A 26238-nucleotide genomic window follows, 5' to 3' on the forward strand; every position below is an offset into this window, starting at 1 on the left:
GTTTTTATAAAGGGACGGACCTTCAAAGGTAATTCAAGTCTTTAAAAGGATGGTGATTGTGGAAACATGGATAATCATGCAGATAAAATGGATTCATCTTTAGAGTTGTGATGCCGAATCCGAAAATGCTGAAAGGGAATCGTGCCGATTTGGCGGATTATCCAGCGGAAATGTGAAGGAATCCAGTCGATTCTCCCTTCAAAACAGCCATTTTCATCAAAAATTTAGCGGAATACATTTAATTCCATTTTCATCAAATGATGAACAAAACCCCATCCCACAAAAAAAGGATCACCCCAAGGTGATCCTTTCACAATCATTTTTTATGTTTTACTTTTCCTGTCCACTTTTTGAATCCGCCTTGCAAATGGTGAAGGTCGCGGTATCCTTTACGGTGCAGCATTTGGGCTGCCCTCCCGCTGCGTAGTCCGCTTTGGCAGTAAAGGTAAACGGGTTGATCCTGACGAATTTCCTTTTGTCTCATTTTGATCTGTGATAATGGAATATTTCGTGCACCCAGGACATGACCGTTTTCAAATTCATTCGCTTCACGTACATCTATCAATTGAGCTTTACGATAACCAGCTCGGAATTCCTCTTCAGTCAGTGTTTTCACGATTCTCTTTTGATAGAAGAACGTAAAAAGTGAATAGATGATGATTCCACCAAGTACGACTAAAAGAATATATAATCCTTCCATCATTCATGCTCCTTTCTACAAATGCGCTACCTTCTATTATATTCATGAAAGCCATGATAATCAAAACATATTTTTTATTTTACAGCAAAGACTTTCCAATCTGTTTTTCTTTGTTTTTCGAAGTGGATTTGATAGACTAGTAACGGACTTAAAAGATTACATATGAATGATCAATACAGAACACGCAAATGAGGTATGATGCATGAAAAAGGAAACATGGAGATTCATTGACTCAGGAAATTGTTCCCCTTCTTATAATATGGCCTTAGATGAGGCGCTGCTCGATTGGCACAGTGAAGGGAAGATTCCCCCAACGATCCGTTTTTACGGTTGGGATCCGGCTACACTATCAATCGGTTATTTTCAAAAGGTAGAAAAAGAAATCAATCTTGATGCCGTAAAAGAACACGGACTTGGATTTGTGAGACGTCCTACAGGTGGCAGGGGGGTTCTTCATGAACATGAATTGACGTACAGCGTCATTGTGTCTGAGGATCATCCTGAAATGCCTAAAACCGTTACGGAAGCGTACCGGGTCATTTCAGAAGGGATACTGAAAGGGTTCCAAGGTCTTGGTCTAGAAGCCTACTTTGCGGTACCGAAAACAGCAGAAGAGCGGGAAGGGTTAAAAAATCCCCGATCGGCCGTTTGTTTCGATGCACCAAGCTGGTATGAGCTGGTGGTTGAAGGCAGAAAAGTGGCAGGTAGCGCACAGACCCGTCAAAAAGGCGTCATCCTTCAGCATGGTTCTATCCTGTTGGACCTGGATGAAGACAAGTTGTTCAGTCTGTTCAAATATCCATCCGACAGGGTGAAAGAGCGTATGCAGCGTGCATTTAAAAATAAGGCCGTTGCCATGAACGAAATCAGCTCTGAAACGGTCACGATGGATATGGCGAAGGAAGCATTCAAAAAAGGGTTTGAAGAAGGATTGAACATCCAGCTCGAACCATATGAGCTTTCTGAAGAAGAGACACAATATGTTGTGGATCTTGCCGAGTCCCGATATGAATCAGACGATTGGAACTTTAAACGATAAAAAATTTTGTAGAAAAAAAGCGATGATTGTCGCTTTTTTCCTATTTTACCAACGATTACGCGACTTTCTTTTATATCAAGTTCTAAATTAATAGAAATGGCCGGAGTATTATATGATTTTCTATTATTTTCTCCTGTTTTCTATTTTTATTGGCATATTATCCGTTTGACAAACAAATGACCTATTGACCTGAAACACAATATATGGTGTGTCGAATAATTTTTTGCACACAATATGTTGTGTTTATTTATTGCTTTTCCAGATTGGCTATGATATCTTAATACTTGAAATAAGACATCAGCGAAAAAAACAGAAACTGAAACATTTGAGATAGAAGGAGTTGTCTTTATGACTGTTGCGTCGAAAAACACGATGAATTTAAACACCGAGAGATTAAATAAGGATATTGGATTGTTTCCTCAAGTACATCCCATCACCCCGGATATGAAAACAACACACAAAGGTGTATCCCGTCTGGTCATGATCGATCGTTATTCTTTCAAAGACACCGAAAAGATCACTCTATCAGAAGGTGACTTCGTGGTCCTCACCATCAAGGAAGATCCCAAGTTCCCTGCAAGGGGATTAGGCTACATCTCAAGCATCGATTGGGAAACGAAAAAAGCATCCGTCTGGATCGAAGAAGAATACAGAAGCGCCATCGACAAGCCAGAGGAAATGGAGACGGGGATTGTTTCGAGGACATTGGATGTCATTGAGAAACCACTTGAAGTCTACTATGAACAAATTGCGAAGCGTAACGCAACAGGCTTGGCAGAAGTGGAAGAAACTCCTGAAAAGAGACAGGTTTGGTTTGAAAAATTCTATCATGAACTAGTGAATCTTCATTTTGTTCCTGCAGGACGTGTGCTATACGGAGCTGGTGCAGGTACGGATGTAACGTACTTCAACTGTTATGTGATGCCTTTTGTACAGGATTCCCGTGAAGGCATTTCAGAACACCGCAAGCAGGTCATGGAGATCATGAGCCGTGGTGGGGGAGTCGGAACGAATGGATCGACCCTTCGTCCTCGTAACACCCTTGCGAAAGGCGTTAACGGTAAATCCTCTGGTTCTGTTTCATGGCTGGATGATATTGCGAAATTGACACATCTGGTTGAGCAGGGCGGTTCAAGGCGTGGGGCACAAATGATTATGCTTTCAGATTGGCATCCCGATATTATCGAATTCATTATTTCCAAAATGCAAAACCCGCGTATCCTGCGTTATCTTCTTGAAAACACAGAAGATGAAACCATTAAAAAGGCTGCACAGGAAAAATTAAAATTCACGCCGCTGACAGAACAAGAGGAAGCGATGTATCAAGGGATCCTGAACTATAGACAAATCCCTGGTTACGGTGGATTTGATGCAAAGATCCTTAAGAATGCAGAAGAAAAGCTCCGCACAGGTGGAACATACAGCGTCCATAATTCAGAGTTCCTGACAGGAGCGAATATTTCCGTGTGTCTGACGAGCGACTTTATGGAAGCCGTGGAAAACGATACAGAATATGAACTGCGCTTCCCTGATGTGGAAAGCTACAATGAAGAACAGATGAAGTACTATAACGAAGAATGGCATAACGTCGGGGATGTCCGCGAGTGGGAAAAGCTTGGCTACAAAGTGCGTACGTATCGCAAGATCAAGGCTAAAGAGCTTTGGAACTTGATCAATGTGTGTGCAACATACTCCGCTGAGCCTGGAATCTTCTTCATTGATAACGCAAATGATATGACGAATGCGAAAGCATATGGCCAAAAGGTTGTTGCCACCAATCCATGTGGCGAACAGCCCCTTGCTCCATATTCCGTGTGTAACCTGGCAGCCGTCAATCTTGCTCAATTCGCGGATAAAGAAAAGAAAACCGTTGATTTTGAAAAATTGAAGCGTACCGTTGAAGTCGGTGTCCGAATGCAGGACAATGTCATTGATGCGACTCCATACTTCCTGGACGAAAATAAGAAGCAGGCACTTGGTGAGCGTCGTGTTGGCCTTGGAGTAATGGGTCTCGCCGATTTATTGATCTACTGTGAGAAAGAATACGGTTCAGAAGAGGGCAATAAACTTGTGGATGAAGTGTTTGAAGTCATCGCCACAACGGCTTACCGTGCATCGGTTGAATTATCGAAGGAAAAGGGAAGCTTCCCATTCCTCACAGGAAGCACCGACGAAGAAACAAAAGCCTTAAGAAAAGCGTTTGTGGAAACAGGATTTATGAAGAAAATGCCTGAAGATGTACGTGAAGACATTGAACAATATGGTATTCGAAACTCCCATCTGTTAACCGTCGCTCCAACGGGCTCTACGGGTACGATGGTCGGGGTTTCAACTGGTCTTGAACCATACTTCTCCTTCACGTATTACAGAAGTGGACGCCTGGGTAAATTCATTGAGGTGAAAGCGGATATTGTAGAGGATTATTTGAAGAGAAATCCAGAAGCAGATGCTGACAATCTTCCAGAGTGGTTTGTATCTTCCATGAGCCTTGCACCACAAGCACATGCAGACGTTCAATGCGTCATTCAGAACTGGATCGACAGCTCTATTTCCAAAACCGTCAATGCCCCTCGTGGTTATACGGTTGAGCAAGTGGAAAAAGTGTATGAGCGTCTTTATAAAGGTGGCGCCAAGGGAGGTACCGTTTACGTTGATGGAAGCCGTGATTCACAGGTATTGACCCTAAAGGCGGAAGAAAACAGCTTTGATGATGAAGAGGTACAGGATAAACATGATATTCCAACATCCAAAAAGCCGATTGTATTACTGGATACGATCCAGGATGTGCGTGCAACGGATGTGACCATCGGTTCTGAGGTGGGGAATACATGCCCTGTCTGTCGTAAAGGGACGGTAAAAGATATGGGCGGATGTAATACTTGTACAAACTGCGGTGCTCAGCTGAAGTGTGGACTATAATAATAGAAATGGGTAAGAGGGGACTGGTTCCCCTCTTATTTTTTTAGTCTAAAATCCTTCACGGTGAATTAAAGATGTAGTAATACACCTCAGAAGGAGTGGAGCCTATGGACATAGATGGCGTATTTTCCGGTGGAGGAATAAAGGGGCTTGCCCTGATTGGAGCCTATCAGGCTATTGAGGAGAAAGGATACACATTCAAGAGGCTTGCAGGAACAAGTGCAGGTGCTGTGATTGCCGCTTTTATTGCTGCTGGATACTCAAGCCGGGAACTTCTCGACATAATGGACGATATTGATTTGAAAGAACTAATGGATTCAAACGCAATCATATCCCTTCCAATTCTGAAGTGGTTTCGTGTCTATTATCGTTTAGGTTTATACAAAGGGGTGGCACTTGAAAACTGGCTGGAAGAAAAGCTGAAAGCGAGGGGGATTTATACGTTCGCTGATTTACCCCCTCATTCCCTCCGTGTCATAGCATCCGATTTGTCCAATGGCCGATTACTGGTTCTCCCGGATGATCTCGAGAAATATGGAATTGCCAAAGAAACCTTCCCCGTTGCACGGGCGATCAGGATGAGTGCGAGTCTTCCTTATTTTTTTGAACCAGTGAAGCTCCGCTCGTTGGAAGGAATCAGTTTCATGGTGGATGGAGGGGTGCTCAGCAATTTTCCCATATGGCTTTTTGACAGTGAGAATGTGAAAATGGAAAGGCCCGTTCTTGGAGTAAAACTGAGTCACGATGTGATCGGAAAACCGAAAAAACAGATCAACAATGCCATAGATTTATATGAAGCACTCTTCACAACCATGAAAGATGCCCATGATTCAAGGTACATCTCGAGAAAGCATGAAAAGAATATCATCTTTATCCCGACAGAGGGAGTTCTGACCACCGAATTCCAGCTGACTCCCGAAAGGAAAGCGGAACTCATTCAATACGGTAAATTAAAGGCTGAATGCTTTTTGCGAAAATGGCCGTATTAATAAAACAATCGAGCTCTTAAAAAGAGGCTCGATTGTTTTTTTTATTCTTTTTTCCTTCAATTACAGTTAGTTTGGCATTGGATTTTTTGCGAATCGGGCGCTTTTTAGACATATTGGATACTTGTGGCTTACTGGCCGATTTCTTTTTATGCCGTTTTTTTGATTGTTTGGCTGCTTTAACAAACGCTCTCTGTTCATTGCTATTACCAGCCCTTCTTCCACTGAACCATCTTCGGTATATAAAGTAGATGATCCCGATGACGGCTGCTGTTACCAGCAGTTTTCTTGCCAGCCCTAAAGGATTTCCGAACAGGGAAGCCCCAAGCCCGATCATAGCCAATAATATTAGTGTAGAGACAAAGATATTACGAGCGTTCAACAAAGCCACCTCCTTACATGACTATCCATCTTAAATAATATCTATACTATTATTCTAGACCATTTCTGTGTTCTTTAACCGTATTAATTGATTTTTTATAGTGTATTGAATGGAAGATGTTCGCATCTTTTTTCAGAAGTTTTGAAAGATATACTCTATTTTACTAAAAAAAGATGAAAAGCACTAGGAAGAAGGGTATTAAATCATGTATTTCGGTGGATTCTTGTGTAATTGAAAATTAAGCAATAATGTGCAAAGTATTCAAGCAATGGGACATACTACGAATGGAGGTGTTACAGATGGCAGAACAAAAAGGTCAACATGAAAAAGTCCAGGAGGGCACGGAAGAAAGCAAAGAAAATCCACGCTTAGAACAGAATCAGAGTGAAAAGCCCCTTTCCTTCACGGCAATGGTCGTCGTCACCGGTTTTATCGGTGGGATGTTTTGGAGTTCGATTGCATATCTATGCTATTTCTTTTCCTTTACCAAAATTGAACCTAATATCATATTCGAACCTTGGGCTGTAGGAGATTGGGTCGACAAGTGGATCGGAATTGTCTTATCCATCGTCGCCTACGGTGTCATTTCGATCGGTGTGGCTCTCATTTATTATGGAGGTTTGCGGAAATTCAAATCTATGTGGGTAGGTGCTGGCTATGGGATTGTTCTTTATCTGGCTTTTTTCCTGGTACTTAATCCGCTTTTCCCGAGTATTAAATCCTTTACAGCGATAGATTATCATACATTGATCACCATTTTCTGTTTATATATTCTTTACGGTGTGTTCATAGGTTACTCGATTTCTTATGAAGAAAATGAATTGAGGCACCAGGATAATAAGGAGAAATCTGGAGAAGTATCTCATTAAGAAATGCTATTTATCAGACAATTATGTAGGTATAGGTAAATGGTTTATGTTAGAATGTTCATGATGAACATTCTATTTTTTTAGGAGTTTACATATGGTGAAAATTTTACTGTTGAATGGCCCTAATTTAAACAGGTTAGGAAAACGGGAGCCCGCAATTTACGGCCACGTCACATTAACCCAACTAGAAGAAAATGTCAGAAAACAGGCAGAAAAAGAAGGGTTTCAATTGGTTTCAGCGCAGTCGAATCACGAAGGGGAAATCATTGATATGATCCACAAGGCGGAGGATGAAGGATATGGGGGAATTATCATGAATCCCGGCGCCTTCACCCATTACAGTTATGCCATAAGAGACGCGGTGGCATCCATATCCGTCCCGGTTGTGGAAGTGCACATATCCAATATTCATGCCCGTGAAGAGTTCAGGCATCAATCTGTCATAGCAGCTGAAACCATTGGGCAGATCGTGGGATTCGGCCTGTTTGGTTACGAGTTAGCCCTGCAGGCTATTATAAAGAACATTAAGGGAGTGGAGTAAAATGAAAATTGAACGATTACGTAAGACTTTTTCAGAAAATGCACTTGACGGGATTTTATTAACAAGTACGTATAATCGCCGCTACATGACGAACTTTACGGGTTCATCCGGTGTCGTGTTGATTTCCAAAGAAAAAGCCCTGTTCATTACAGATTTCAGATACATAGAGCAAGCGACAGAACAGGCGTCTGATTATGAAATCGTACAGCACACTGGACCGATTCATGAAGAAGTGGCGAAGCAGGCTAAAAATCTTGGTATTCAAAAGCTTGGCTTTGAAAAGAACGACATGACTTACAGTGCATATGAAATCTACCGTGATGCAGTAGAAGCGGAAATGGTGCCGGTATCCGGTCTAGTGGAAAAGTTACGCTTGATTAAGACACCTGAAGAGCTTAATATAATTAAGGATGCGGCGGATATTGCCGATGCAGCATTTAAGCATATTTTAGATTTTATCAAGCCGGGTGTGACAGAGTTAGAAGTTTCCAATGAATTAGAATTCTTCATGAGAAAAGCAGGAGCGACGTCATCATCTTTTGATATCATCGTAGCCTCAGGAAATCGTTCAGCACTTCCTCATGGAGTTGCCAGTGACAAAGTCATTGAAAAAGGTGATTTTGTAACATTGGATTATGGTGCATACTATAAAGGATATTGCTCCGATATGACACGCACTTTATCTGTAGGGGAACCAAGTGAGAAATTGAAAGAGATCTACGATGTCGTTCTCCAATCACAGCTTCTTGCAATGGAACAAATCAGACCTGGGATGACAGGGAAAGAAGCGGATGCGATCGCTCGTGATTACATAACAGAAAAAGGTTATGGTGAGTATTTCGGTCACTCGTTAGGACATGGAATCGGTCTTGAAGTACACGAAGGTCCAGGATTGTCCTCGCGCTCAGACGTGGTACTTGAGCCAGGAATGATCGTCACGGTTGAACCAGGTGTCTATGTTCCTGGTGTTGGCGGAGTACGTATTGAAGATGATACACTCATAACTGAAGATTCCAATGAAACACTGACACACTCAACAAAAGATCTAATCATTCTGCCATTTTAGTCCTGTCAAAGGGCCTACTAGACAATAGGAGGAAAAAATATGATTTCAGTAAATGATTTTCGTACAGGCTTAACGATTGAAGTCGATAACGGAATTTGGAGAGTAATGGATTTCCAACACGTTAAACCGGGAAAAGGAGCAGCATTCGTCCGCTCGAAACTACGTAATCTTCGCACAGGTGCCATCCAGGAAAAAACATTCCGTGCCGGTGAAAAAGTAGGGAAAGCCCAAATCGACAACCGTAAGATGCAGTACCTGTATGCAAATGGTGACATGCATGTATTCATGGACAATGAAAGCTACGATCAAATCGAGCTTCCTGCTTCTTCAATCGAAGAAGAATTAAAATACTTAAAAGAAAACATGGAAGTATCCATCATGATGTACGGTGGAGAGACTCTTGGAGTCGAGCTTCCGAACTCAGTAGAATTGAAAGTGACGGAAACAGAGCCTGGTATCAAAGGTGATACTGCTTCCGGTGGTTCAAAACCTGCGACTGTTGAAACAGGATTAGTGGTTAACGTACCATTCTTCGTCAACGAAGGGGATACATTAATCATCAATACGACAGACGGATCTTACGTATCACGTGGATAAATAATGTTAAAGCCTGAACGGGAACTTTCCCGCTCAGGCTTTTTTTATGTCAATCTGCTACAACTCCTCCCATTCTTTTCATTAATCGCGTTAATTTTATTTCGCGCTTCTGCTTCTCCAGAATTCTTCCATCTCCATTGTCATAATCTTATATTGCTAGAATACATTGTATTATCGGGAAGCATGTACGAGGGATCGTTCTCTGTTTCATTCATCCCGAAGTGGAACAAGATTAGGAGGTACTACAAATGCAAGAAGTTCTAGCCTTACTACCCAGCACTATTTCTGACAAAGTCCTGACCCTTCCACGAGATCTCATTGACCGGATTGAAGAAATCAGGGTTCGTACCAACCGAGTGCTGGAAGTCACAGCACGAGGTAAACCATACTTTCTTCCCTATACCGTGACAGAGGAAGATTGTGAACAGCTTATTAACAAATTATCTCGTCATTCATTTTATACATTGGAAGAAGAATTAAAGCGAGGCTATATCACGATCGAAGGCGGACACCGTGTCGGACTTGCAGGGAAGGTGATACTCGAAGGAGGTATCGTTAAGGGGATTCGAAACCTTTCTTCCTTTAACATCCGCATCGCAAGAGAAAAAGTAGGCATAGCACAGTCTATATTTCCTTATGTTTACAACGATGGCTGGAAACATACGATGATGATCGGCTCCCCCCAGACCGGCAAAACAACACTGCTCAGAGATCTTGCCAGGATGATTTCGACGGGAGTACCTGAAAAAAACATCCCGCCGTATAAAGTAGGAATCGTCGATGAGCGATCTGAAATTGCCGGATGTGTGAATGGGATTCCTCAGCTGATGTTTGGACCGAGGGTGGACGTGCTGGATGCCTGTCCAAAAGCAGAAGGCATGATGATGTTGATTCGTTCCATGAGTCCCGAAGTCCTGATCGTCGATGAAATCGGTCGGGTGGAAGATGGCCAAGCCATCCAGGAAGCCGTAAATGCCGGTATCACTCTTATTATGACGACCCATGGAGCTACCCTGCGTGAAGTAAGTAAGAGACCAGTGATTAAAGACATAGTGAAACTTCAAACCATCGAGCGATTCGTGGAACTAAGGAGAGGAGATGAACCTGGTAAGGTTCATGAAGTGTGGGATCAAAACGGTCAATCTCTTCTCAAAAAAGTGAGTGTGACATAAATGATTAAACTGATTGGTGCTGTATTCATTCTATTATCCACTTCCTGGGCGGGATTCGAGGCTTCGAAATACCTCACGGAACGACCTCGGCAGCTTCGGTTGCTGAAAGTCGCCCTTCAGTCATTGGAAGCTGAGATTACCTACAGTCATACCCCTTTGCATGAAGCAACGAGAAAGATTTCCAAGCAGCTGCAAAAGCCTGTTTCCTGGTTCTTTGAAACGTTCTCCAAGAAATTGACAGAGAAGGAGATTTCAGTGAAAAAAGCATGGGAAGAGAGTCTCAATGACATTTGGAAATTAACAGCTTTCAAGGCAGGAGAGTTTGAAATTCTGAAGCAATTTGGAGAGAACCTCGGCAGACACGATATGATGACTCAACAAAAACATATCCAGCTTGCTCTCAAACATCTTGAAAGGGAAGAAACAGAAGCTGTAGAAAAGCAACGGAAATATGAAAAGATGACGAAAAGCTTAGGTTTTCTATCGGGACTGCTGCTGATCATCCTATTACTATAATTTAGTCAATCCCCATTGGGGGATGAGCGTTTAGAGACCAGGAGGGAATGAATATGGGAATTGATGTAGATATTATTTTCAAAATTGCAGGAGTAGGGATAGTGGTGGCCTTTTTGCACACAATCTTAGATCAGGTAGGGAAAAAGGAATATGCTCAGTGGGTTACGCTTTTCGGATTCATTTATATTCTGTTCATGGTGGCATCGATTGTTGATGATTTGTTCCAGAAGATTAAATCGGTCTTCTTATACCAAGGATAGAGGGGGCGTCCGCGATTGAAATCATCCAAATTGTAGGGATAGCACTGGTTGCGACCTTTCTCGCTTTAATCGTAAAAGAACAGAAACCAAATTTTGCATTCTTGCTCATTGTGTTTACAGGTTGTTCGATTTTTTTATTTCTCATCGACCAAATCTACTCCATCATTCATATGATTGAAAAACTTGCTGCTAACGCAAATGTGAACATGGTGTATGTGGAAACCATTCTTAAAATCATCGGCATCGCCTACATAGCGGAATTTGCTTCTCATATTACGAAAGATGCCGGACAGGGGGCTCTAGCCGCGAAGGTGGAACTTGCCGGGAAGATATTAATATTGGCAATGGCTGTTCCCATTCTTACAGTGATGATTGAAACCATCATCAATATGATTCCAACGGGATAAGCGAAACGTTAAGAGGTGGTAAAAATGTTGCAGCTATATCGAATTTTCGTCATGGCACTCGTTCTATTCATGATGGGCACCTCAAGTGGACAAGCAGAAGAAGGAGAAGGGCAAAGCCATCCCGATTCTACCATTCAGCAGGAGATGATCGATACCCAGCTTGATCGGTTAGGGATTGAAGAATTAACAGGGTACTGGAATGACATCGTGGATCAGTATGGGGGGTATCTCCCAGAAAGTCAAAAAGGCAGTCTAATTGATTTCATGAAGGGTGAGAAAGAGTTCTCATTCAAAGTGTGGTTCAGCGGAATCTTCAAATTTGCGTTTCAAGAACTTGTGATGAATGGGAAATTGTTAGGAACCCTGATCATGCTCACAATCTTTAGCATGTTTCTCCAATCCCTGCAGAATTCGTTTGAGGGAGGGAGTGTCAGTAAGGTGGCGTACAGCATTATATTCATGGTGTTGATCATCATCGCCCTGAACAGCTTTCATGTGGCGATTGACTACACGCGGGATGCCATCTCCACCATGGTTCATTTCATCATCGCTCTCATTCCCCTTTTGCTCGCCCTGATCGCCGCTTCTGGTGGAGTGGTTTCGGCAGCATTCTTTCATCCTGTCATCATTTTTCTGATGAATACAAGTGGCTTACTCATTCAGAATATCGTGCTGCCTCTCTTATTCCTATCTGCCCTCCTGAGCATCGTAAGCACCCTTTCCGTACATTATAAAGTGACTCAGTTGGCACAGTTATTACGGACATGGAGCATTGGGCTGCTAGGGGCTTTCATGACGGTCTTTCTCGGGGTGATTTCCGTGCAGGGAGCGACGGCAGCCGTGACGGACGGAATTACGATTCGCACGGCGAAATTTGTGACAGGCAACTTTGTCCCTGTTATTGGTAGGATGTTCACGGATGCCACGGATACTGTGATCAGTGCCTCGGTTCTATTAAAAAATACGGTGGGGATAGCGGGAGTCGCCATCGTATTGATCATAGCAGCCTTTCCTGCCATCAAGATCTTAATGATTGCATTCATCTATAAACTGGCTGCAGCCCTCCTGCAACCTCTCGGGGGTGGCCCGGTCATAGAGTGCCTGGATACCATTGCAAAGAGCGTCATCTATGTATTTGCAGCCCTTGCTATAGTATCTTTCATGTTTTTCTTGAGTCTCACCGTCATCATAGCAGCAGGAAACATCACGATGATGATGCGATAAGGAGGAAGGAGTTCCGTCATGTCATTTCTAACCGATTGGATTACAAATATCATAATCTTTGTTCTCTTAGCTACCGTCATTGACATGCTTCTTCCCAGCTCCAACATGCAGAAGTATACAAAGATTGTGACGGGCTTATTATTGATCACCATCATCCTTACCCCCCTCTTCAAACTAATGTCCACGGATTTTGATGAAGTAATGAAATCGATTGATTTTAATGGACAATCTCAGAATAAATCTGTGGAAAATGAAATAGAAATGAAGAAAAAAGAAATACAAGCCTCACAACGTGCATATATTTTAGAACAGATGGCTGTCCAAATGAAACAACAAGCAGAAAAGGAGCTGATGGATGAGCACGGTAAAGTCATTGAGAAGATTACGGTACAAGCAGAAGACCTGGAAAAAGTTCCAGATAGTATTACGGAAGTATCAGTAGTGATGAAAGACAAAGAAAGTGAAGAAGACAGCAGCATTGAAACAGTCCAACACGTGGAAATTGATACGGGGTCTGAAGCGAGAATGAAAGCACCCGAAGAGGATACGTCCCAAATGGCCTCCTTACTTGCCAAACAATGGAATCTTACACCAGACAAAATATTCATTACCGTTGAAGGGGGGACTGGGGAAGGAAATGAACTTTAATAAAGGTCCACTAAACGCATTAAAGGAATGGTTGTCAAAGGATAATGCGAATTCTCCGCCCAATGTAAAAAAAGGAAAAAGGCTTCATTATTTTCTCATCGTATTGCTGGTAGGTGTCGCCTTTATGTTGATCAGTGATCTTTGGAGCAGTGATAAAGGGATCGAAGTGGCAAAGCCTCTGGATGGGGGAACATCAGATGTAGCGACATTCGGTTCCGATCAGAAGGAATCAGACGGTTCGATGAGGGGTTACGAGGATCGATATGAAAATCAGTTGAAAGAAGCCCTTGATCAAATTGTCGGGGTAAGCGATGTGTATGTCGTAGTCAATGTGGAAGCGACGGAATCAAAAGTGTATGAGAAAAAAGAATCAACCAAGATGCAATCCACTAATGAAGAAGATAAAGAAGGTGGAAAGCGATCGATAGAAGATAAATCCCAGGAAGAAGAAGTCGTCATTGTCAATAACGGAGACAAGGAAGTTCCCATTGTGAAAGAAACGAAAAAACCTAAAGTCAGCGGTGTCCTTGTAGTAGCAAAAGGAGCCGATAATATACAAATCAAAAAATGGATTATAGAGGCGGTCACCCGGGCACTCGATGTTCCTAGTCACCGGGTATCGGTCCTGCCCAAACAATAAGGGGGAAATGATAGATGTTACTTAAAAAACAAACAGTTTGGTTATTAACGATGTTGAGCCTTGTGATCGTGCTTTCGGTTTACTACATTACGTCACCAACGCAGCAAGCAACGGATATGGCCTATCAAGAAAAAGATGGAAAAGAGCAAGCGGGGGGTGGAGATAAAGAAACGATGTCTGACATGGAAGTGGTGACAGACGCTGCCGGTAATGAAATGTTCGAAGCACTCCGTCTTGAAGTGACCGACGAGCGTGAACAGCTTCGAGAAGAGCTCGAAGCGAAAGTAGCGAACGCAGATGTATCAGCAGAAGAAAAAAGTGCAGCATATGAGCAGATGGAAAACCTTCGTGAACTCGCCATGACAGAATCCGTCCTTGAGACTATGATCAAAACAATGGGGTACGAGGATGCATTGGTCAGAGCAAACGGAGAAAACATCCGTATCACAGTGAAATCTGACAAAGAGCACTCGAAGGCAGATGCCAACGAAATCATCCGTCTCGTCATGAGTGAAGTAGGACAAATGAAGCCAGTAGCTGTAGAATTCCAACCGGCAAATTAATCGATTCAAAAAAGACTGCCGCCTAAAGCATATCTTTAGGCGGCTTATTTATGTCTTTTTTAGCGGATAAATGAAAAATCCCTTTCTATTATTTTATTTTTTTCCGAAAAAGGTCTAGAATAGAGGAAGAGTTGTATGCGCTTTTACAGGATGGTAGGAATCGCATATTGAATTTATACGTGGTATTATCGTATGATATTAGTAGCTAGTCATAATTTTTTAAACTATAAGAGGGGTGTCAACAGTGTTGAAAATTCAAGAAATTCGCGAAATAATCAAACTCGTAGATCAGTCTAGTGTTGAAGAGTTTACATACGAGCATGATGGATCAAAGATCAACTTAAAGAAAAATAATGGTGTAACCGTTTCTGCCCAACCGCAAGTGGTACAAGCAGTGGAGGAAGTGAAGCCTGCTGCACAAGCCGTTCAACAAGCTCCTGTACAGGAAGCAGCAGCTCCTCAACAGCAAGTAAAAGAAGCTCCACAAGCTAATGTTGAGGATGCAAACTTACATAAAATCACTTCTCCGATGGTTGGTACGTTCTATCAATCTTCTTCTCCGGAATCAGGTCCATACGTGAAAGTCGGAGATAAGGTAGACGAGAGCTCAGTTGTATGTATCGTAGAAGCGATGAAACTGTTTAATGAAATTGAAGCCGAGGCGAAAGGCGAAATTGTAGAAATCTTAGTAAAAGACGGTCAATTAGTTGAGTATGGACAGCCGTTATTCTTGGTTAAACCTGAATAAGGAGCGAAAACAGATATGATTAAAAAGGTGTTAATTGCCAATCGAGGAGAAATTGCTGTACGAATCATTCGTGCATGCCGTGATTTAGGCATCGAAAGTGTAGCCGTTTATTCAGAAGCCGATAAAGAAGCGCTTCATGTACAATTAGCAGATGAGGCGTATTGTATAGGGCCTACTGCATCGAAAGACAGTTATCTTAATTTCACCAATATCATCAGTGTGGCAAAATTGACGGATTGTGATGCAATCCACCCAGGGTATGGATTTTTAGCTGAGAACTCTGACTTTGCCGATTTATGCCGCGATTGTAATATCATCTTCATTGGACCTTCACCTGAAGCGATCTCGAAGATGGGTACAAAAGATGTGGCCCGTGAAACCATGAGGGAAGCGGGAGTTCCGATTGTACCTGGTTCAAAAGGGATTGTGAAGGACACCGAAGATGCCGTGAAACTTGCTGATTCCATGGGGTATCCTGTCATCATCAAAGCCACTGCCGGTGGTGGAGGAAAAGGGATCCGGGTCGCAAAAAGTGAGGAAGAACTGGTTAAAGGGGTTACGATCACCCAACAGGAAGCGATGACAGCATTCGGTAACCCGGGTGTCTATATCGAGAAATTCATTGAGGACTTCAGGCATGTTGAGATTCAGGTCCTCGCAGATAATTTCGGAAATGTGATCCATCTTGGTGAGAGGGACTGTACGATTCAGCGTCGCCTTCAGAAACTGATCGAAGAAACGCCGTCTCCTGCATTAACCGAAGAAATTCGCGTTAAAATGGGGGAAGCAGCGGTAAAAGCAGCCAAAGCGGTTGATTATACCGGTGCAGGCACGGTAGAATTTATATATGATTACGTAAATCAAACCTTCTACTTCATGGAGATGAATACACGTATCCAGGTGGAGCATCCAGTAACGGAACAAGTGACAGGAGTCGATTTGATTAAAGAACAGATTCTTGTTGCTTCAGGAGAGAAACTTTCTCTTACTCAAGAAGAAGTAACCTTCACTGGTTGGGCCATTGAGTGCCGTATTAATGCAGAGAACCCGGAGAAGAATTTCATGCCTTCAGCTGGCAGGATTGAAATGTATCTTCCACCAGGTGGCATTGGCGTAAGAATCGACTCAGCCGCATATCCTGGTTATATGATCCCTCCATATTACGATAGCATGATCGCTAAAGTCATTACTTATGGAGCGACTCGCGAAGAAGCCATTTCAAGAATGAGACGCGCCCTAAGTGAATTTGTGGTTGAGGGTATCCACACAACCATTCCGTTCCATCTGAAAGTGTTAGAACATGAAACCTTTGTTGGTGGAGAGTTTAATACGAAATTCTTAGAAAAATATGAAGTAATGAAATCTTAGTGTGAATTCAGGAGGTGCCATACATGGCGGAAAATCAAAACCTTTTACAAATGTCTCACGGTAAAGACGGTCTTGGGAAGATTGAAATCGCACCTGAAGTCATCGAAGTCATCGCAGGTATCGCCGCATCAGAGGTCGAGGGCGTATCCCAGATGCGTGGAAACTTCGCCACAGGTGTCGTCGAGCGTCTCGGCAAGAAAAACCACGGTAAAGGTGTAAAAGTGGAGCTTGCCGAAGAAGGAATTATTGTAGACGTATACTGCATCATGAAGTTCGGTGTAGCGATTCCGACGGTCGCTCAAAAAATTCAGGACAATATTCGTCAAGCCCTGCTTAATATGACTGCTCTGGAAGCAGACGAAGTCAATGTTCATATTGTAGGGGTTCAATTTGAAAATCAAAAGTATGAAGCTGAAATTGAAGACGAAATGTAATGGAGAAGGACGGTCCTTTAGGGGGCCGTTCTTTTTTTTTGTGCGGATATGCGATGTTAGATTGGATATTTTTTGTAAAACAGCTGGATTATCAAAGGTTTCGGCTGGATTAGTTTGGTGATGGTAGGTCTTCTGCGTGATCAAGTCCCCTCCGCTTTTCTTTGTCCAGCTGCGCCTCCTTGTCCCTCGAGGTCATAAGCTAAATGGTCCATGAAGGCAAAAGAGCGCCTTCCCGACCCATTCATCTTATGCTTGTCGGGCCAACCCAGTCGGCTCCGCTTTTCTGATTGTCCAGCTCCGGCGGGTAGCCCCTCGAGGTCATTTCTGAAAAATCCCCAAAGGCAAAGAACGCCTTCAGGGATTTCCCTGAAATGCTTGTCGGGCCTGACCAACCCGCCTCCGCTTTTCTTTGTCCAGCTCCGGGGCTTAGAGGCTCGAGGTCATAAGTCAAACCATCCAAAAAGGCAAAAAACGCCTTTCCGGATGGTTCGTCTTATGCTTGTCGCCTCTGATCAAAGCCCCTCCGCTTTTCTGTCAGAATATTGATTTTTTTACATTGACGTGCGTATTGCCCTTGGTTTGTGCTATTATCAAAGGTATGAAAATTGATGGAGTAAAAGGAGTAATTATAAGATGAAGAGAAGAGTTGCCCGTGAAAAGGCCTTACAGGCGTTATTTCAAATAGATATGAGTGGGATTGAGCCGGATGTAGCGTTAACGAATGTGTTGGAAGAAGAGGAGCAGTTGGATGTCTATCTAGAACAGCTCGTTCTGGGATTCATTGAAAATCAGGAGCGTATCGACGGACATATCCGTGAAAACCTTGAGAAATGGTCATTTGACCGTTTAGCGAAAGTGGATCGCAATATTTTGCGTATGGGGGTTTACGAGCTTCTGTTTGTAGACGATGTTCCGGATAAAGTCGTCATTAATGAAGCGGTTGAAATTGCCAAGGTCTTTGGCGATGATCAGTCCAGTAAATTTATCAATGGTGTTCTTTCAAAGGTAAGTCAATCTTAACAATGTTAGGGGACGAGTGAAATGTCAGCTTCCATCATTGATGGCAAACTCATTGCAGAACATTATCGGCAACAATTAAAGGGTCAGATTGAACAGTTGAAACACCAAAATGTCACTCCAGGCTTGGCTGTTGTCCTTGTCGGGGATAATCATGCCTCTCATTCCTATGTGAAAATGAAGAGAAAGGCCTGCAGTGAGCTGGGAATCCATTCAGAGCTTTATCCATATGAATCCAGCCTCACCCAAGAAGAACTATTAACCAAAATCAGGGAGCTGAATGAACAAGAGCATATTCATGGCATTCTTGTACAACTTCCCCTTCCTGAGCACATCAACCCGATCACAGTGATTGAAACGATTTCACCGTCGAAGGATGTAGACGGTTTTCATCCTGTCTCCATCGGGAAGATGGTCACAGATCAAGATACTTTCTATTCTTGTACGCCACTTGGGATCATGAAGATGCTTGAATATGAAAAGATATCGGTTGAAGGAAAGCATGTCGTGATTTTAGGCCGCAGCAATATCGTCGGGAAGCCGGCAGGTCATTTATTCCTGAATCGAAATGCGACAGTGACGTATTGCCATTCAAAGACAGCCGATATGTCATCTTACACGAAGCAGGCAGATATTATCGTTTCAGCAGTTGGTAAAGTTAACCTAATCGGTGCTGAAGATATTAAACCAGGCGCAGTTGTCATCGATGTAGGAATGAATCGTGATGAACAAGGTAAGCTTTGCGGGGATGTAAATTTTGCAGATGTGAAGGAAAAAGCAGGGAAAATCACACCGGTTCCTGGTGGTGTCGGACCGATGACGATCACTATGCTACTCTATAACACCGTGAAATCTGCTGAAACGGCCGCTCAGAATCGCCAAAATGGTTAAATAATAGTACAATATAAGATACAAATGAGGGAAAGGGACAGGCTAATCGCTGGTCCCTTTCCGTCTTCTTACATAAAAAATTAGAACATGAACGGAACAAAGGAGTCAGTGAGCATGGAACTCGATCAATCACGTTATTTAACGGTACAAGCTCTGACAAAATACATAAAACGAAAATTCGATAGGGATCCCCACTTGTCCAACCTGTTTGTGCGAGGGGAAATTTCCAACTTTAAAAGGCATTCAAGCGGTCATATGTATTTCACCTTGAAAGATGAAAAGGCCCGCATTTTATCTGTGATGTTTTCAAGCCATAACCAATCCTTGAAGTTCAGACCTGAAAACGGAATGAATGTATTGATCCGTGGAGATATCTCTGTATATGAATCAGGTGGACAATATCAGATTTATGTGAAAGAAATGCAACCTGATGGGATAGGTGAATTGTATCTTGCATATGAACAGCTAAAGGAGAAGCTTGAAAAAGCGGGTTACTTTGATCAAAGTCGCAAACGGATGATCCCTAAATTTCCGAAGCGGATAGCCGTTGTCACTTCTCCAACGGGTGCTGCAATACGGGATATCATTACAACAATCAAACGGCGTTTTCCGATTGGTGAAATTCTTGTATTTCCCGCTCTGGTCCAAGGTGATCAGGCGGCGGCATCGATTGCCGGGGCAATGAGTAAGGCAAACGGTGTTGGGGATATTGACGTGATGATCATCGGCCGAGGTGGCGGATCGATAGAAGAATTGTGGGCGTTTAACGAAGAAATTGTGGCAAAGGCCATCGTCGAATCAGACATTCCTGTCATATCAGCTGTCGGTCACGAAACGGATTTTACAATCGCCGATTTTGTAGCGGATCTTCGTGCACCGACTCCAACGGCTGCCGGGGAACTAGCAGTACCACATATTGATGATTTATTGGAAAGAATCATGAATCGTAAACTACGCCTTATTAAGTCTTTTAAATCCAAACTGCAAACGGAAAGAAATCGATTGAACGGTTTAACAAAATCGTATGCGTTAAGAAATCCACGAACACTTTATCAGCAGAAGATCGAGACCGTCGACCGGTTGACGGATCAGCTTCAAAGAAACATCAGTCTTCATGTGAAGGGGAACAGGGATCAATTAAGCGGGTTTCATTCGAGGCTGCAGCGCGTTCATCCATCACAGATCATCAAGGTGCAGAATGAACGGGTCCAGTTCATGCAAACACGGTTGGAAAAGCAATTTAAACAAGTGCTGAAGGAAAAGAATCATCGATTTAGTTCAGCCCTCTCTACTCTACATGCCCTAAGCCCTTTGAAAATCATGGACAGGGGATATAGTTTAGTTTATCAGGATGAAGGTCAATTGATTAAATCATCGAGACAAGTTAAAACAGGCGATCGCCTGGAGATCAATGTAAGAGATGGAAAAATACATTGCGAAGTGGAATCTGTCGAGGAGCGTGAGGAAAATGGCAAAGCCTAAAGAAGAGCAATCATTTGAAACAGCTATGGAACAATTGGAAGAAATCGTGGAGAAGTTGGAAGAAGGGGAAGTTCCTTTAGAAAAGGCACTGGAATTTTATCAAAAAGGAATGGACCTTTCAAAATACTGTCATGATACGTTGCAGAAAGCAGAAAATCAATTAACGAAAATGATGACAGATGAAGGGGAAAAATCCTTTGATCTTGATGAGGAGGAATAATCAGTGAACCCTCCGATTACATTAAAGCAGTTTCAACAAGAACATGGAGAATGGATGACCAATCATATGGCCGAAACGGTGTCGGGCCTTTCGATGCCGGGAGTTTTAAAAGAAGCGATGGTGTATTCCTTACAGGCAGGTGGGAAAAGGATTCGGCCGATCCTTCTATTAGCAGTGATAAAGGCCTTTGATCATAACACGATGCTGGGACTGAATACTGCCGCTGCCCTTGAAATGATACATACCTATTCGCTGATCCATGATGATCTTCCCTCCATGGATGATGACGACTTAAGGAGAGGGAAACCAACCAATCACAAGATATATGGGGAAGCCGTCGCGATTTTAGCAGGTGACGGTTTGCTGACTTATAGCTTTCAGCTCATAGCTGAAGATGATGGGTTACCAAGTGATATAAAGGTAAAGCTGATCGCCCTTCTCGCTAAATGTGCCGGTCCGGAAGGCATGGTCGGCGGTCAAGTCGCCGACATTGAAGGGGAAAACAAGCAATTAACTGTTCAAGAACTGGAAAACGTCCACGTTCACAAAACTGGGAAGTTACTCACATTCAGTGTCTTGGCCGGGGGGATCATTTCCGGGGCTTCGCAGAAGGAACTCGAGCTCCTTGAACGATTCTCTCATCATATCGGCCTCGCCTTTCAAATCCAGGATGACATATTGGATATTGAAGGACTGGAAGAAATGATTGGTAAACCTGTTGGTAGTGATGAATCGAAACATAAGAGTACCTACCCGAGTCTCCTGACGATGAAAGGGGCAAAGGATAAGCTTCAATACCATTTGGACGAAGCGCTGACGGCACTCGACAAACTGCCGGTTAATACAAGTCTTCTGGCAGAAATTGCCCAATTAATTGTTACCAGGAATCATTGAAGCCAATCTATATTTGAGCAAAAGATTTAACATATGGTATAATACGTTTAGAATAAATTTTGGGGTGGTGCAGTATTCTAGTCAGTCCACCAATCCTGAAGGTGGGCCTAAAAATCCACTAAAGGGCACATCGATGAAGTTCCTGGAATTGGCTTGAGGCGCCCAGCTTTGGGTCATATCTGGGAGTAAGGCTTGAGGGCGATCCACAATGGCATGTGGGCGTTGACCCGCGAGCCGCGGAGGCTTTGTTTCTTATGCTGGCATCAAAGCATGTGCTATAAGAACAAAGTATGAACCTGCGATGTGATGATTCACTAGCAGCGTAGCCTGCCTTGAGTGAAGAGTGAGGGGATTATGGTTACAGGGTACACATCAGTTGGCCATTGATATGTGCTTTTTCGCCCATATGAAATCCTCTTTGCAAAAGAGGCTAAGGATTGCGTTAAGGACTGTTGAGGAAAACTCCTAGACTGTTCATATTCGGACATATAAAGAGGATTATAGTGCGGACTAAGTGGTAATCCAGTCTAGCTTGTGGTGACGCGGCTAAGTCGGGTTTAATGGGAAACCGCCGGTATGGCAACATCCGGTACCTGATTGGGAAAACCTACTGGACCTAAGCTGCAATTTTTACTTTTTATATGACCCCCTAATTACATATAAACAAACTATTTACACAGTAGAAACGGTGTGTTTAAACGATAATGAATGAAACGATGAAAAACTCAATAAAGTGGAGTGTCAGCATTGCCGTTATCACATTTGTGTTAGCGGCTATTTTTTCAGTTACATCAAATATGGTTTTAAATGGGGTTGCGTGGGTAACCGGTCTCGTGGTCGTGTTGATCATCGTCTTTATTGGGATCTTTTTTGATATGCTGGGAATCGCTGCAACAGCGGCTGATGAAACACCCTTTCATGCCATGGCGGCAAAAAAAGTGTACGGGGCCAAATATTCCATAAAAATAGTACGGAACGCTGATCGCTTCGCGAGCTTCTGTAATGATGTGATCGGTGATATTTCAGGGATCATAAGTGGAACGGCATCGGCCATTGTCCTGGTTCAACTGGCCCTTTCATTTCACCTTGAAGGCGGATCTCTAAGGGAATATATCGTTAGTGTCACGTTAACGAGCATCATCGCATCTTTGACAGTTGGAGGCAAAGCACTTGGAAAAACGTTTGCTATCACCTATTCTAAGGATATAATATTTAGAGTTGGTAAAGTTCTACAATTCCTTGAAGATCGATTCCATATTGTCATAATAAAAGATAAAAAAGACAAAAAAGATAAGAAGAAAAAGGGATATAAGCGTGAGAAACAAAATATTTAGTGATGAAAGTGAGTGGACCCCATGGATTTATTGTCAATAAAGGAGCCTTCTTTTTTAAAAAGCATGTCAAATGAACAATTGGAAGAGCTCAGCCAGGAGATTCGCCAATTCTTAATCAAGAATTTATCCAAAACCGGCGGTCATATTGGTCCAAATTTAGGGGTGGTCGAATTAACCGTTGCCCTTCATAAACATTTTAATAGTCCAAAAGATAAAATCCTTTGGGATGTAGGTCACCAATCGTATGTCCATAAAATTCTGACCGGCAGAGCTTGTCAATTTGATACTCTTCGTCAATATAAGGGATTATGCGGCTTTCCCAAGCGAAACGAAAGTGAGCATGATGTTTGGGAAACCGGGCACAGCTCGACTTCGTTATCCGCAGCCATGGGTATGGCGATTGCAAGAGATGTGAAAAAAGAGGATTCCTACATCATCCCGGTAATCGGGGACGGTGCATTGACGGGTGGAATGGCCCTTGAAGCCCTTAACCACATCGGCCATGAAAAGAAGGACATGATCGTGGTGTTAAATGATAATGAAATGTCCATCGCTCCCAATGTAGGGGCCCTACACAGTGTCCTTGGACGGTTGCGGACGGCTGGAAAATACAACTGGGTCAAGGATGAAATGGAATACATCCTTAAGCGCATCCCTGCCGTAGGAGGTAAGTTGGCCAGTACTGCGGAGCGGGTGAAAGACAGCTTAAAGTACTTGTTCGTATCGGGCATGTTCTTTGAGGAGTTAGGATTTACGTATCTTGGACCAATCGATGGTCATGATTATAATGACTTGTCCGAAAACATCCAATATGCAAAGAAAACCAAAGGGCCCGTCCTGTTACACGTGATTACGAAAAAAGGAAAAGGGTTTCATCCGGCGGAATCTGATAAGCAGGGGACTTGGCATGGCACAGGACCTTACAAGATCGATACAGGGGATTTAATTAAACCAGTGAATGCACCTCCTTCATGGAGCGGACTTGTCAGTGAGACGGTTCGAAAGGTTGCCCGTGAGGATGAGAGGATCGTTGCCATCACGCCGGCCATGCCGGTAGGCTCGAAGTTACTTGGATTCGCAGAAGAATTCCCGGATCGGATGTTCGATGTGGGGATTGCCGAACAGCATGCGACGACGGTTGCAGCCGGCCTTGCAACTCAGGAAATGAAGCCGTTTTTAGCTATTTACTCTACCTTCCTGCAAAGGGCATATGATCAAGTGGTTCACGATATCTGCCGTCAGAATCTGAATGTCTTCATTGGAATTGATCGTGCCGGTTTAGTCGGGGCCGATGGTGAAACCCATCAAGGCGTATTCGATATCGCATTTTTAAGACATTTACCTAACATGGTCATTATGATGCCAAAGGATGAAAATGAAGGTCAACATCTTGTCAATACGGCCCTTCAATACAATGATGGTCCAATCGCGTTACGTTATCCACGTGGAAATGGATATGGAGTCAAGATGGATGCGGACTTAAAAACCATCCCTATCGGCACATGGGAAGTGCTCAAGCAGGGAACGGATGCTGCAATCCTGACCTTTGGTACAACGATTCCGATGGCGATGGAAGCTGCAGCTGACCTTGAAAAGCAGGGGGTCTCGGTTCGGGTTGTAAATGCCAGGTTCATTAAACCGATGGACGAGAGCATGCTGAAGAGTATCCTTGAAGAAGAAATGCCTGTACTGACAATTGAAGAGGCTGTCCTTCAAGGTGGATTCGGAAGTGGGGTTCTTGAATTTGCACAGGAACAGGGCTTCCATGATGCGGTGATCGACCGCATCGGTATCCCGGATTATTTCATCGAGCATGGAAGCGTGAAGGAATTATTGAATGAAATCGGCATGACCAAAGAAAATGTTGTGGATCGTATCTTAACGATCACACCAAAAAAACAAAAAAGGGCTTAATGATGAAAGTAAAAAAACAACGTGTAGATGTACTTCTGGTAGAAAGAGGATTAATTGAAACAAGAGAAAAAGCAAAACGCGCTGTCATGGCGGGTCTTGTTTATTCGAATGAAATGAGATTGGACAAGCCGGGGGAAAAAGTCAGTGAAGATATCCCCCTCACAATGAAAGGGAAAGTCATCCCCTATGTGAGCCGTGGTGGCTTAAAGCTTGAGAAAGCCTTGCAGGTCTTTGATGTGGATGTAGACGGCAAAGTCATGATTGACATCGGTGCATCCACCGGTGGATTTACCGATTGTGCCCTTCAAAATGGCGCGAAGATGTCTTATGCCCTGGATGTAGGCTACAACCAATTAGCATGGAAGCTGAGACAGGATGAGCGGGTAGTGGTCATGGAGAGAACCAACTTCCGATATGTCACCCCGGCTGATCTAGAAGGGGAAATGCCGAGCTTTGCATCCATCGATGTATCCTTCATATCCCTTTCCTTGATATTGCCTGTCCTGAAAACACTACTTGTGCCTGGTGGAGACTGTGTCGCATTAATCAAGCCTCAGTTTGAGGCCGGGAAGGACCAGGTAGGGAAGAAAGGAATCGTTAGAGATCCTGCCGTCCACAAGATGGTCATAGAGAAAATCATGACCTTGGCGCTTAATGAAGGCTATCATATTGCCGGATTGTCTTATTCCCCTATTACAGGCGGGGATGGGAATATTGAATTCCTTATCCATCTGAAATGGTCGGGGAATGAGGGAGAGGGAGAGTCCCTTCTCGACTATACCCCGGATGAAGTGATTGACGAAGCGCATAATCAATTAAAAGCAAAAACGCAGTGAGGAATTGCCGCTCTTCGACATAGGAGGGTGGCTTTTTTTATGAAGTCAAACACTGCTTTTGAAAATAAAATCCTAAAATTGAAAATAAGTTAGTCTGTTTTGAAAATAAAACTCTAAATTTGAAAATAAATGGGTCAGTTTTGAAAATAAAACAGCAAATTGATTCGATTACTGCATCTTAAAGCCTATCTAAATCAGGATTACTAATGAAAATAACACTCTGTGTAATCGAATAGAAGCAAATTAGGTTAAAACTTCATGAAATTGTTTCTCCGTTACGGTTAAACCTCCGCTTTTCCTAAAGTTCAGCCCCGGTCGCATGAGATACAAGTTCATAAGTCAATACCTTAAAAAAGGAAAAGGGGTACCTTTCCGAGTAACTCGCCTAATGCTTGTCTGGCCTACCCAATCCGCCTCCGCTTTTCGATTGTCCAGCTCCAGGGGCTTGGGGCTCGAGGTCATAAGTCAAGCAACCTAAAAAGGCAAAGAACGCCTTTCTGGGTTACTCGTCTTATGCTTGTCGCCCCAGTGCGAGCCCCTTCCGCTTTTCTTGATGTCCAGCTCCAGGGGC

29 protein-coding genes are annotated in these 26238 nt (G+C 43.2%); 26 read left to right on the plus strand and 3 right to left on the minus strand.

Annotated features, from left to right (window positions below):
- Positions 1 to 316: 316 nt before the first annotated feature.
- Positions 317 to 700, minus strand: coding sequence for a rhodanese-like domain-containing protein (locus tag LCL96_RS04365; RefSeq protein ID WP_224941290.1), 384 nt, complete (start codon positions 698 to 700; stop codon positions 317 to 319).
- A 202-nt stretch (positions 701 to 902) separates the two neighbouring features.
- Here LCL96_RS04365 and LCL96_RS04370 point away from each other — a divergent pair, with 202 nt between their 5' ends.
- From LCL96_RS04370 to LCL96_RS04380, 3 genes are all read left to right on the plus strand, one after another.
- Positions 903 to 1739, plus strand: coding sequence for a biotin/lipoate A/B protein ligase family protein (locus LCL96_RS04370; RefSeq protein ID WP_224940223.1), 837 nt, complete (start codon positions 903 to 905; stop codon positions 1737 to 1739).
- 348 nt (positions 1740 to 2087) lie between these two features.
- On the plus strand, positions 2088 to 4658 hold the full coding sequence (locus LCL96_RS04375; RefSeq protein ID WP_224940224.1) for a vitamin B12-dependent ribonucleotide reductase: 2571 nt from the start codon (positions 2088 to 2090) through the stop codon (positions 4656 to 4658).
- A gap of 107 nt (positions 4659 to 4765) precedes the next feature.
- Positions 4766 to 5647, plus strand: a complete 882-nt coding sequence (locus LCL96_RS04380) for a patatin-like phospholipase family protein (RefSeq protein ID WP_224940225.1) — start codon at positions 4766 to 4768, stop codon at positions 5645 to 5647.
- A 16-nt stretch (positions 5648 to 5663) separates the two neighbouring features.
- Here the strand turns inward: LCL96_RS04380 and LCL96_RS04385 are convergent, their stop codons facing one another.
- On the minus strand, positions 5664 to 6026 hold the full coding sequence (locus tag LCL96_RS04385) for an SA1362 family protein (RefSeq protein WP_224940226.1): 363 nt from the start codon (positions 6024 to 6026) through the stop codon (positions 5664 to 5666).
- Positions 6027 to 6325: 299 nt separating this feature from the next.
- Between LCL96_RS04385 and LCL96_RS04390 the strand changes: the two genes are divergently transcribed.
- From LCL96_RS04390 to LCL96_RS04460, 15 genes are all read left to right on the plus strand, one after another.
- On the plus strand, positions 6326 to 6895 hold the full coding sequence (locus tag LCL96_RS04390) for a YqhR family membrane protein (protein WP_224940227.1): 570 nt from the start codon (positions 6326 to 6328) through the stop codon (positions 6893 to 6895).
- A 94-nt stretch (positions 6896 to 6989) separates the two neighbouring features.
- Positions 6990 to 7436: a type II 3-dehydroquinate dehydratase gene (aroQ, locus tag LCL96_RS04395; RefSeq protein WP_224940228.1), complete on the plus strand. Its 447-nt coding sequence runs from the start codon at positions 6990 to 6992 to the stop codon at positions 7434 to 7436.
- A gap of 1 nt (position 7437) precedes the next feature.
- Entirely contained in the window at positions 7438 to 8502 is a 1065-nt protein-coding gene (locus LCL96_RS04400) for a M24 family metallopeptidase (protein ID WP_224940229.1), read from the plus strand.
- Positions 8503 to 8541: 39 nt separating this feature from the next.
- Complete coding sequence (gene efp, locus LCL96_RS04405) at positions 8542 to 9099, plus strand: elongation factor P (RefSeq protein ID WP_224940230.1); 558 nt, start codon at positions 8542 to 8544, stop codon at positions 9097 to 9099.
- Between the two features lie 248 nt (positions 9100 to 9347).
- Complete coding sequence (gene spoIIIAA, locus LCL96_RS04410) at positions 9348 to 10271, plus strand: stage III sporulation protein AA (protein ID WP_224940231.1); 924 nt, start codon at positions 9348 to 9350, stop codon at positions 10269 to 10271.
- The gene (gene spoIIIAB, locus LCL96_RS04415; protein ID WP_224940232.1) at positions 10272 to 10787 is read left to right on the plus strand and encodes a stage III sporulation protein SpoIIIAB; all 516 of its coding nucleotides are present in this window, start codon (positions 10272 to 10274) and stop codon (positions 10785 to 10787) included.
- A gap of 53 nt (positions 10788 to 10840) precedes the next feature.
- Positions 10841 to 11047: a stage III sporulation protein AC gene (spoIIIAC, locus tag LCL96_RS04420; RefSeq protein ID WP_034758004.1), complete on the plus strand. Its 207-nt coding sequence runs from the start codon at positions 10841 to 10843 to the stop codon at positions 11045 to 11047.
- A gap of 14 nt (positions 11048 to 11061) precedes the next feature.
- Positions 11062 to 11454, plus strand: a complete 393-nt coding sequence (gene spoIIIAD / locus LCL96_RS04425; RefSeq protein ID WP_224941291.1) for a stage III sporulation protein AD — start codon at positions 11062 to 11064, stop codon at positions 11452 to 11454.
- A 24-nt stretch (positions 11455 to 11478) separates the two neighbouring features.
- Positions 11479 to 12678, plus strand: coding sequence for a stage III sporulation protein AE (gene spoIIIAE / locus LCL96_RS04430; RefSeq protein ID WP_224940233.1), 1200 nt, complete (start codon positions 11479 to 11481; stop codon positions 12676 to 12678).
- Between the two features lie 18 nt (positions 12679 to 12696).
- Positions 12697 to 13326 carry a stage III sporulation protein AF gene (spoIIIAF, locus tag LCL96_RS04435; RefSeq protein WP_224940234.1) on the plus strand — a complete coding sequence of 210 codons (630 nt, stop codon included), beginning with the start codon at positions 12697 to 12699 and terminating at the stop codon, positions 13324 to 13326.
- Complete coding sequence (gene spoIIIAG / locus LCL96_RS04440) at positions 13316 to 13966, plus strand: stage III sporulation protein AG (protein ID WP_224940235.1); 651 nt, start codon at positions 13316 to 13318, stop codon at positions 13964 to 13966. The genes spoIIIAF and spoIIIAG overlap by 11 nt, the downstream gene beginning before the upstream one ends.
- A 14-nt stretch (positions 13967 to 13980) precedes the next feature.
- Positions 13981 to 14529: a SpoIIIAH-like family protein gene (locus LCL96_RS04445; RefSeq protein ID WP_224940236.1), complete on the plus strand. Its 549-nt coding sequence runs from the start codon at positions 13981 to 13983 to the stop codon at positions 14527 to 14529.
- Positions 14530 to 14773: 244 nt separating this feature from the next.
- On the plus strand, positions 14774 to 15277 hold the full coding sequence (gene accB / locus LCL96_RS04450; protein ID WP_224940237.1) for an acetyl-CoA carboxylase biotin carboxyl carrier protein: 504 nt from the start codon (positions 14774 to 14776) through the stop codon (positions 15275 to 15277).
- Positions 15278 to 15292: 15 nt separating this feature from the next.
- Positions 15293 to 16645, plus strand: coding sequence for an acetyl-CoA carboxylase biotin carboxylase subunit (gene accC / locus LCL96_RS04455; RefSeq protein ID WP_224940238.1), 1353 nt, complete (start codon positions 15293 to 15295; stop codon positions 16643 to 16645).
- Positions 16646 to 16668: 23 nt separating this feature from the next.
- A complete protein-coding gene (locus LCL96_RS04460; RefSeq protein ID WP_138775478.1) occupies positions 16669 to 17079 on the plus strand; it encodes an Asp23/Gls24 family envelope stress response protein in 411 nt (136 codons plus the stop codon).
- Positions 17080 to 17320: 241 nt separating this feature from the next.
- On the opposite strand, the gene LCL96_RS04465 is transcribed toward LCL96_RS04460, so the two are convergent.
- Positions 17321 to 17539, minus strand: a complete 219-nt coding sequence (locus LCL96_RS04465) for a hypothetical protein (protein ID WP_224940239.1) — start codon at positions 17537 to 17539, stop codon at positions 17321 to 17323.
- Between the two features lie 173 nt (positions 17540 to 17712).
- On the opposite strand from LCL96_RS04465, the gene nusB reads away from it, so the two are divergent.
- From nusB to LCL96_RS04505, 8 genes are all read left to right on the plus strand, one after another.
- Entirely contained in the window at positions 17713 to 18099 is a 387-nt protein-coding gene (nusB, locus tag LCL96_RS04470; RefSeq protein WP_224940240.1) for a transcription antitermination factor NusB, read from the plus strand.
- Positions 18100 to 18120: 21 nt separating this feature from the next.
- The gene (gene folD / locus LCL96_RS04475; RefSeq protein ID WP_224940241.1) at positions 18121 to 18987 is read left to right on the plus strand and encodes a bifunctional methylenetetrahydrofolate dehydrogenase/methenyltetrahydrofolate cyclohydrolase FolD; all 867 of its coding nucleotides are present in this window, start codon (positions 18121 to 18123) and stop codon (positions 18985 to 18987) included.
- 114 nt (positions 18988 to 19101) lie between these two features.
- Entirely contained in the window at positions 19102 to 20469 is a 1368-nt protein-coding gene (xseA, locus tag LCL96_RS04480) for an exodeoxyribonuclease VII large subunit (protein WP_224940242.1), read from the plus strand.
- Positions 20456 to 20689 (plus strand): exodeoxyribonuclease VII small subunit, encoded by a 234-nt coding sequence (xseB, locus tag LCL96_RS04485; protein ID WP_224940243.1) that lies wholly within the window; start codon positions 20456 to 20458, stop codon positions 20687 to 20689. Before xseA ends, xseB begins: the two co-directional genes overlap by 14 nt.
- 3 nt (positions 20690 to 20692) lie before the next feature.
- Complete coding sequence (locus tag LCL96_RS04490; protein WP_412103521.1) at positions 20693 to 21583, plus strand: polyprenyl synthetase family protein; 891 nt, start codon at positions 20693 to 20695, stop codon at positions 21581 to 21583.
- A 704-nt stretch (positions 21584 to 22287) separates the two neighbouring features.
- On the plus strand, positions 22288 to 22917 hold the full coding sequence (locus LCL96_RS04495) for a hypothetical protein (protein ID WP_224940244.1): 630 nt from the start codon (positions 22288 to 22290) through the stop codon (positions 22915 to 22917).
- A 21-nt stretch (positions 22918 to 22938) separates the two neighbouring features.
- Positions 22939 to 24831 (plus strand): 1-deoxy-D-xylulose-5-phosphate synthase, encoded by a 1893-nt coding sequence (gene dxs, locus LCL96_RS04500; protein ID WP_224940245.1) that lies wholly within the window; start codon positions 22939 to 22941, stop codon positions 24829 to 24831.
- A gap of 2 nt (positions 24832 to 24833) precedes the next feature.
- Positions 24834 to 25667, plus strand: coding sequence for a TlyA family RNA methyltransferase (locus LCL96_RS04505; protein WP_224941293.1), 834 nt, complete (start codon positions 24834 to 24836; stop codon positions 25665 to 25667).
- Positions 25668 to 26238: the final 571 nt, after the last annotated feature.

The sequence above is a fragment of the Rossellomorea aquimaris genome, assembly GCF_020172085.1.
GTDB classification, from domain to species: Bacteria; Bacillota; Bacilli; order Bacillales; family Bacillaceae_B; genus Rossellomorea; species Rossellomorea aquimaris_E.

Excerpts from the sequence above, each read along its gene's own strand:
- folD (WP_224940241.1), top strand. The coding sequence starts at position 18,121 with ATGTCAGCTTCCATCATTGATGGCAAACTCATTGCAGAACATTATCGG.
- dxs (WP_224940245.1), top strand. The coding sequence starts at position 22,939 with ATGGATTTATTGTCAATAAAGGAGCCTTCTTTTTTAAAAAGCATGTCA.
- spoIIIAF (WP_224940234.1), top strand. The coding sequence starts at position 12,697 with ATGTCATTTCTAACCGATTGGATTACAAATATCATAATCTTTGTTCTC.
- LCL96_RS04400 (WP_224940229.1), top strand. The coding sequence starts at position 7,438 with ATGAAAATTGAACGATTACGTAAGACTTTTTCAGAAAATGCACTTGAC.
- spoIIIAB (WP_224940232.1), top strand. The coding sequence starts at position 10,272 with ATGATTAAACTGATTGGTGCTGTATTCATTCTATTATCCACTTCCTGG.
- LCL96_RS04505 (WP_224941293.1), top strand. The coding sequence starts at position 24,834 with ATGAAAGTAAAAAAACAACGTGTAGATGTACTTCTGGTAGAAAGAGGA.
- LCL96_RS04460 (WP_138775478.1), top strand. The coding sequence starts at position 16,669 with ATGGCGGAAAATCAAAACCTTTTACAAATGTCTCACGGTAAAGACGGT.
- LCL96_RS04390 (WP_224940227.1), top strand. The coding sequence starts at position 6,326 with ATGGCAGAACAAAAAGGTCAACATGAAAAAGTCCAGGAGGGCACGGAA.
- LCL96_RS04375 (WP_224940224.1), top strand. The coding sequence starts at position 2,088 with ATGACTGTTGCGTCGAAAAACACGATGAATTTAAACACCGAGAGATTA.
- efp (WP_224940230.1), top strand. The coding sequence starts at position 8,542 with ATGATTTCAGTAAATGATTTTCGTACAGGCTTAACGATTGAAGTCGAT.
- LCL96_RS04380 (WP_224940225.1), top strand. The coding sequence starts at position 4,766 with ATGGACATAGATGGCGTATTTTCCGGTGGAGGAATAAAGGGGCTTGCC.
- LCL96_RS04365 (WP_224941290.1), bottom strand. The coding sequence starts at position 700 with ATGGAAGGATTATATATTCTTTTAGTCGTACTTGGTGGAATCATCATC.
- spoIIIAG (WP_224940235.1), top strand. The coding sequence starts at position 13,316 with ATGAACTTTAATAAAGGTCCACTAAACGCATTAAAGGAATGGTTGTCA.
- spoIIIAE (WP_224940233.1), top strand. The coding sequence starts at position 11,479 with ATGTTGCAGCTATATCGAATTTTCGTCATGGCACTCGTTCTATTCATG.
- LCL96_RS04495 (WP_224940244.1), top strand. The coding sequence starts at position 22,288 with ATGAATGAAACGATGAAAAACTCAATAAAGTGGAGTGTCAGCATTGCC.
- nusB (WP_224940240.1), top strand. The coding sequence starts at position 17,713 with ATGAAGAGAAGAGTTGCCCGTGAAAAGGCCTTACAGGCGTTATTTCAA.
- xseA (WP_224940242.1), top strand. The coding sequence starts at position 19,102 with ATGGAACTCGATCAATCACGTTATTTAACGGTACAAGCTCTGACAAAA.
- LCL96_RS04370 (WP_224940223.1), top strand. The coding sequence starts at position 903 with ATGAAAAAGGAAACATGGAGATTCATTGACTCAGGAAATTGTTCCCCT.
- LCL96_RS04445 (WP_224940236.1), top strand. The coding sequence starts at position 13,981 with ATGTTACTTAAAAAACAAACAGTTTGGTTATTAACGATGTTGAGCCTT.
- xseB (WP_224940243.1), top strand. The coding sequence starts at position 20,456 with ATGGCAAAGCCTAAAGAAGAGCAATCATTTGAAACAGCTATGGAACAA.
- accC (WP_224940238.1), top strand. The coding sequence starts at position 15,293 with ATGATTAAAAAGGTGTTAATTGCCAATCGAGGAGAAATTGCTGTACGA.
- spoIIIAC (WP_034758004.1), top strand. The coding sequence starts at position 10,841 with ATGGGAATTGATGTAGATATTATTTTCAAAATTGCAGGAGTAGGGATA.
- spoIIIAA (WP_224940231.1), top strand. The coding sequence starts at position 9,348 with ATGCAAGAAGTTCTAGCCTTACTACCCAGCACTATTTCTGACAAAGTC.
- aroQ (WP_224940228.1), top strand. The coding sequence starts at position 6,990 with ATGGTGAAAATTTTACTGTTGAATGGCCCTAATTTAAACAGGTTAGGA.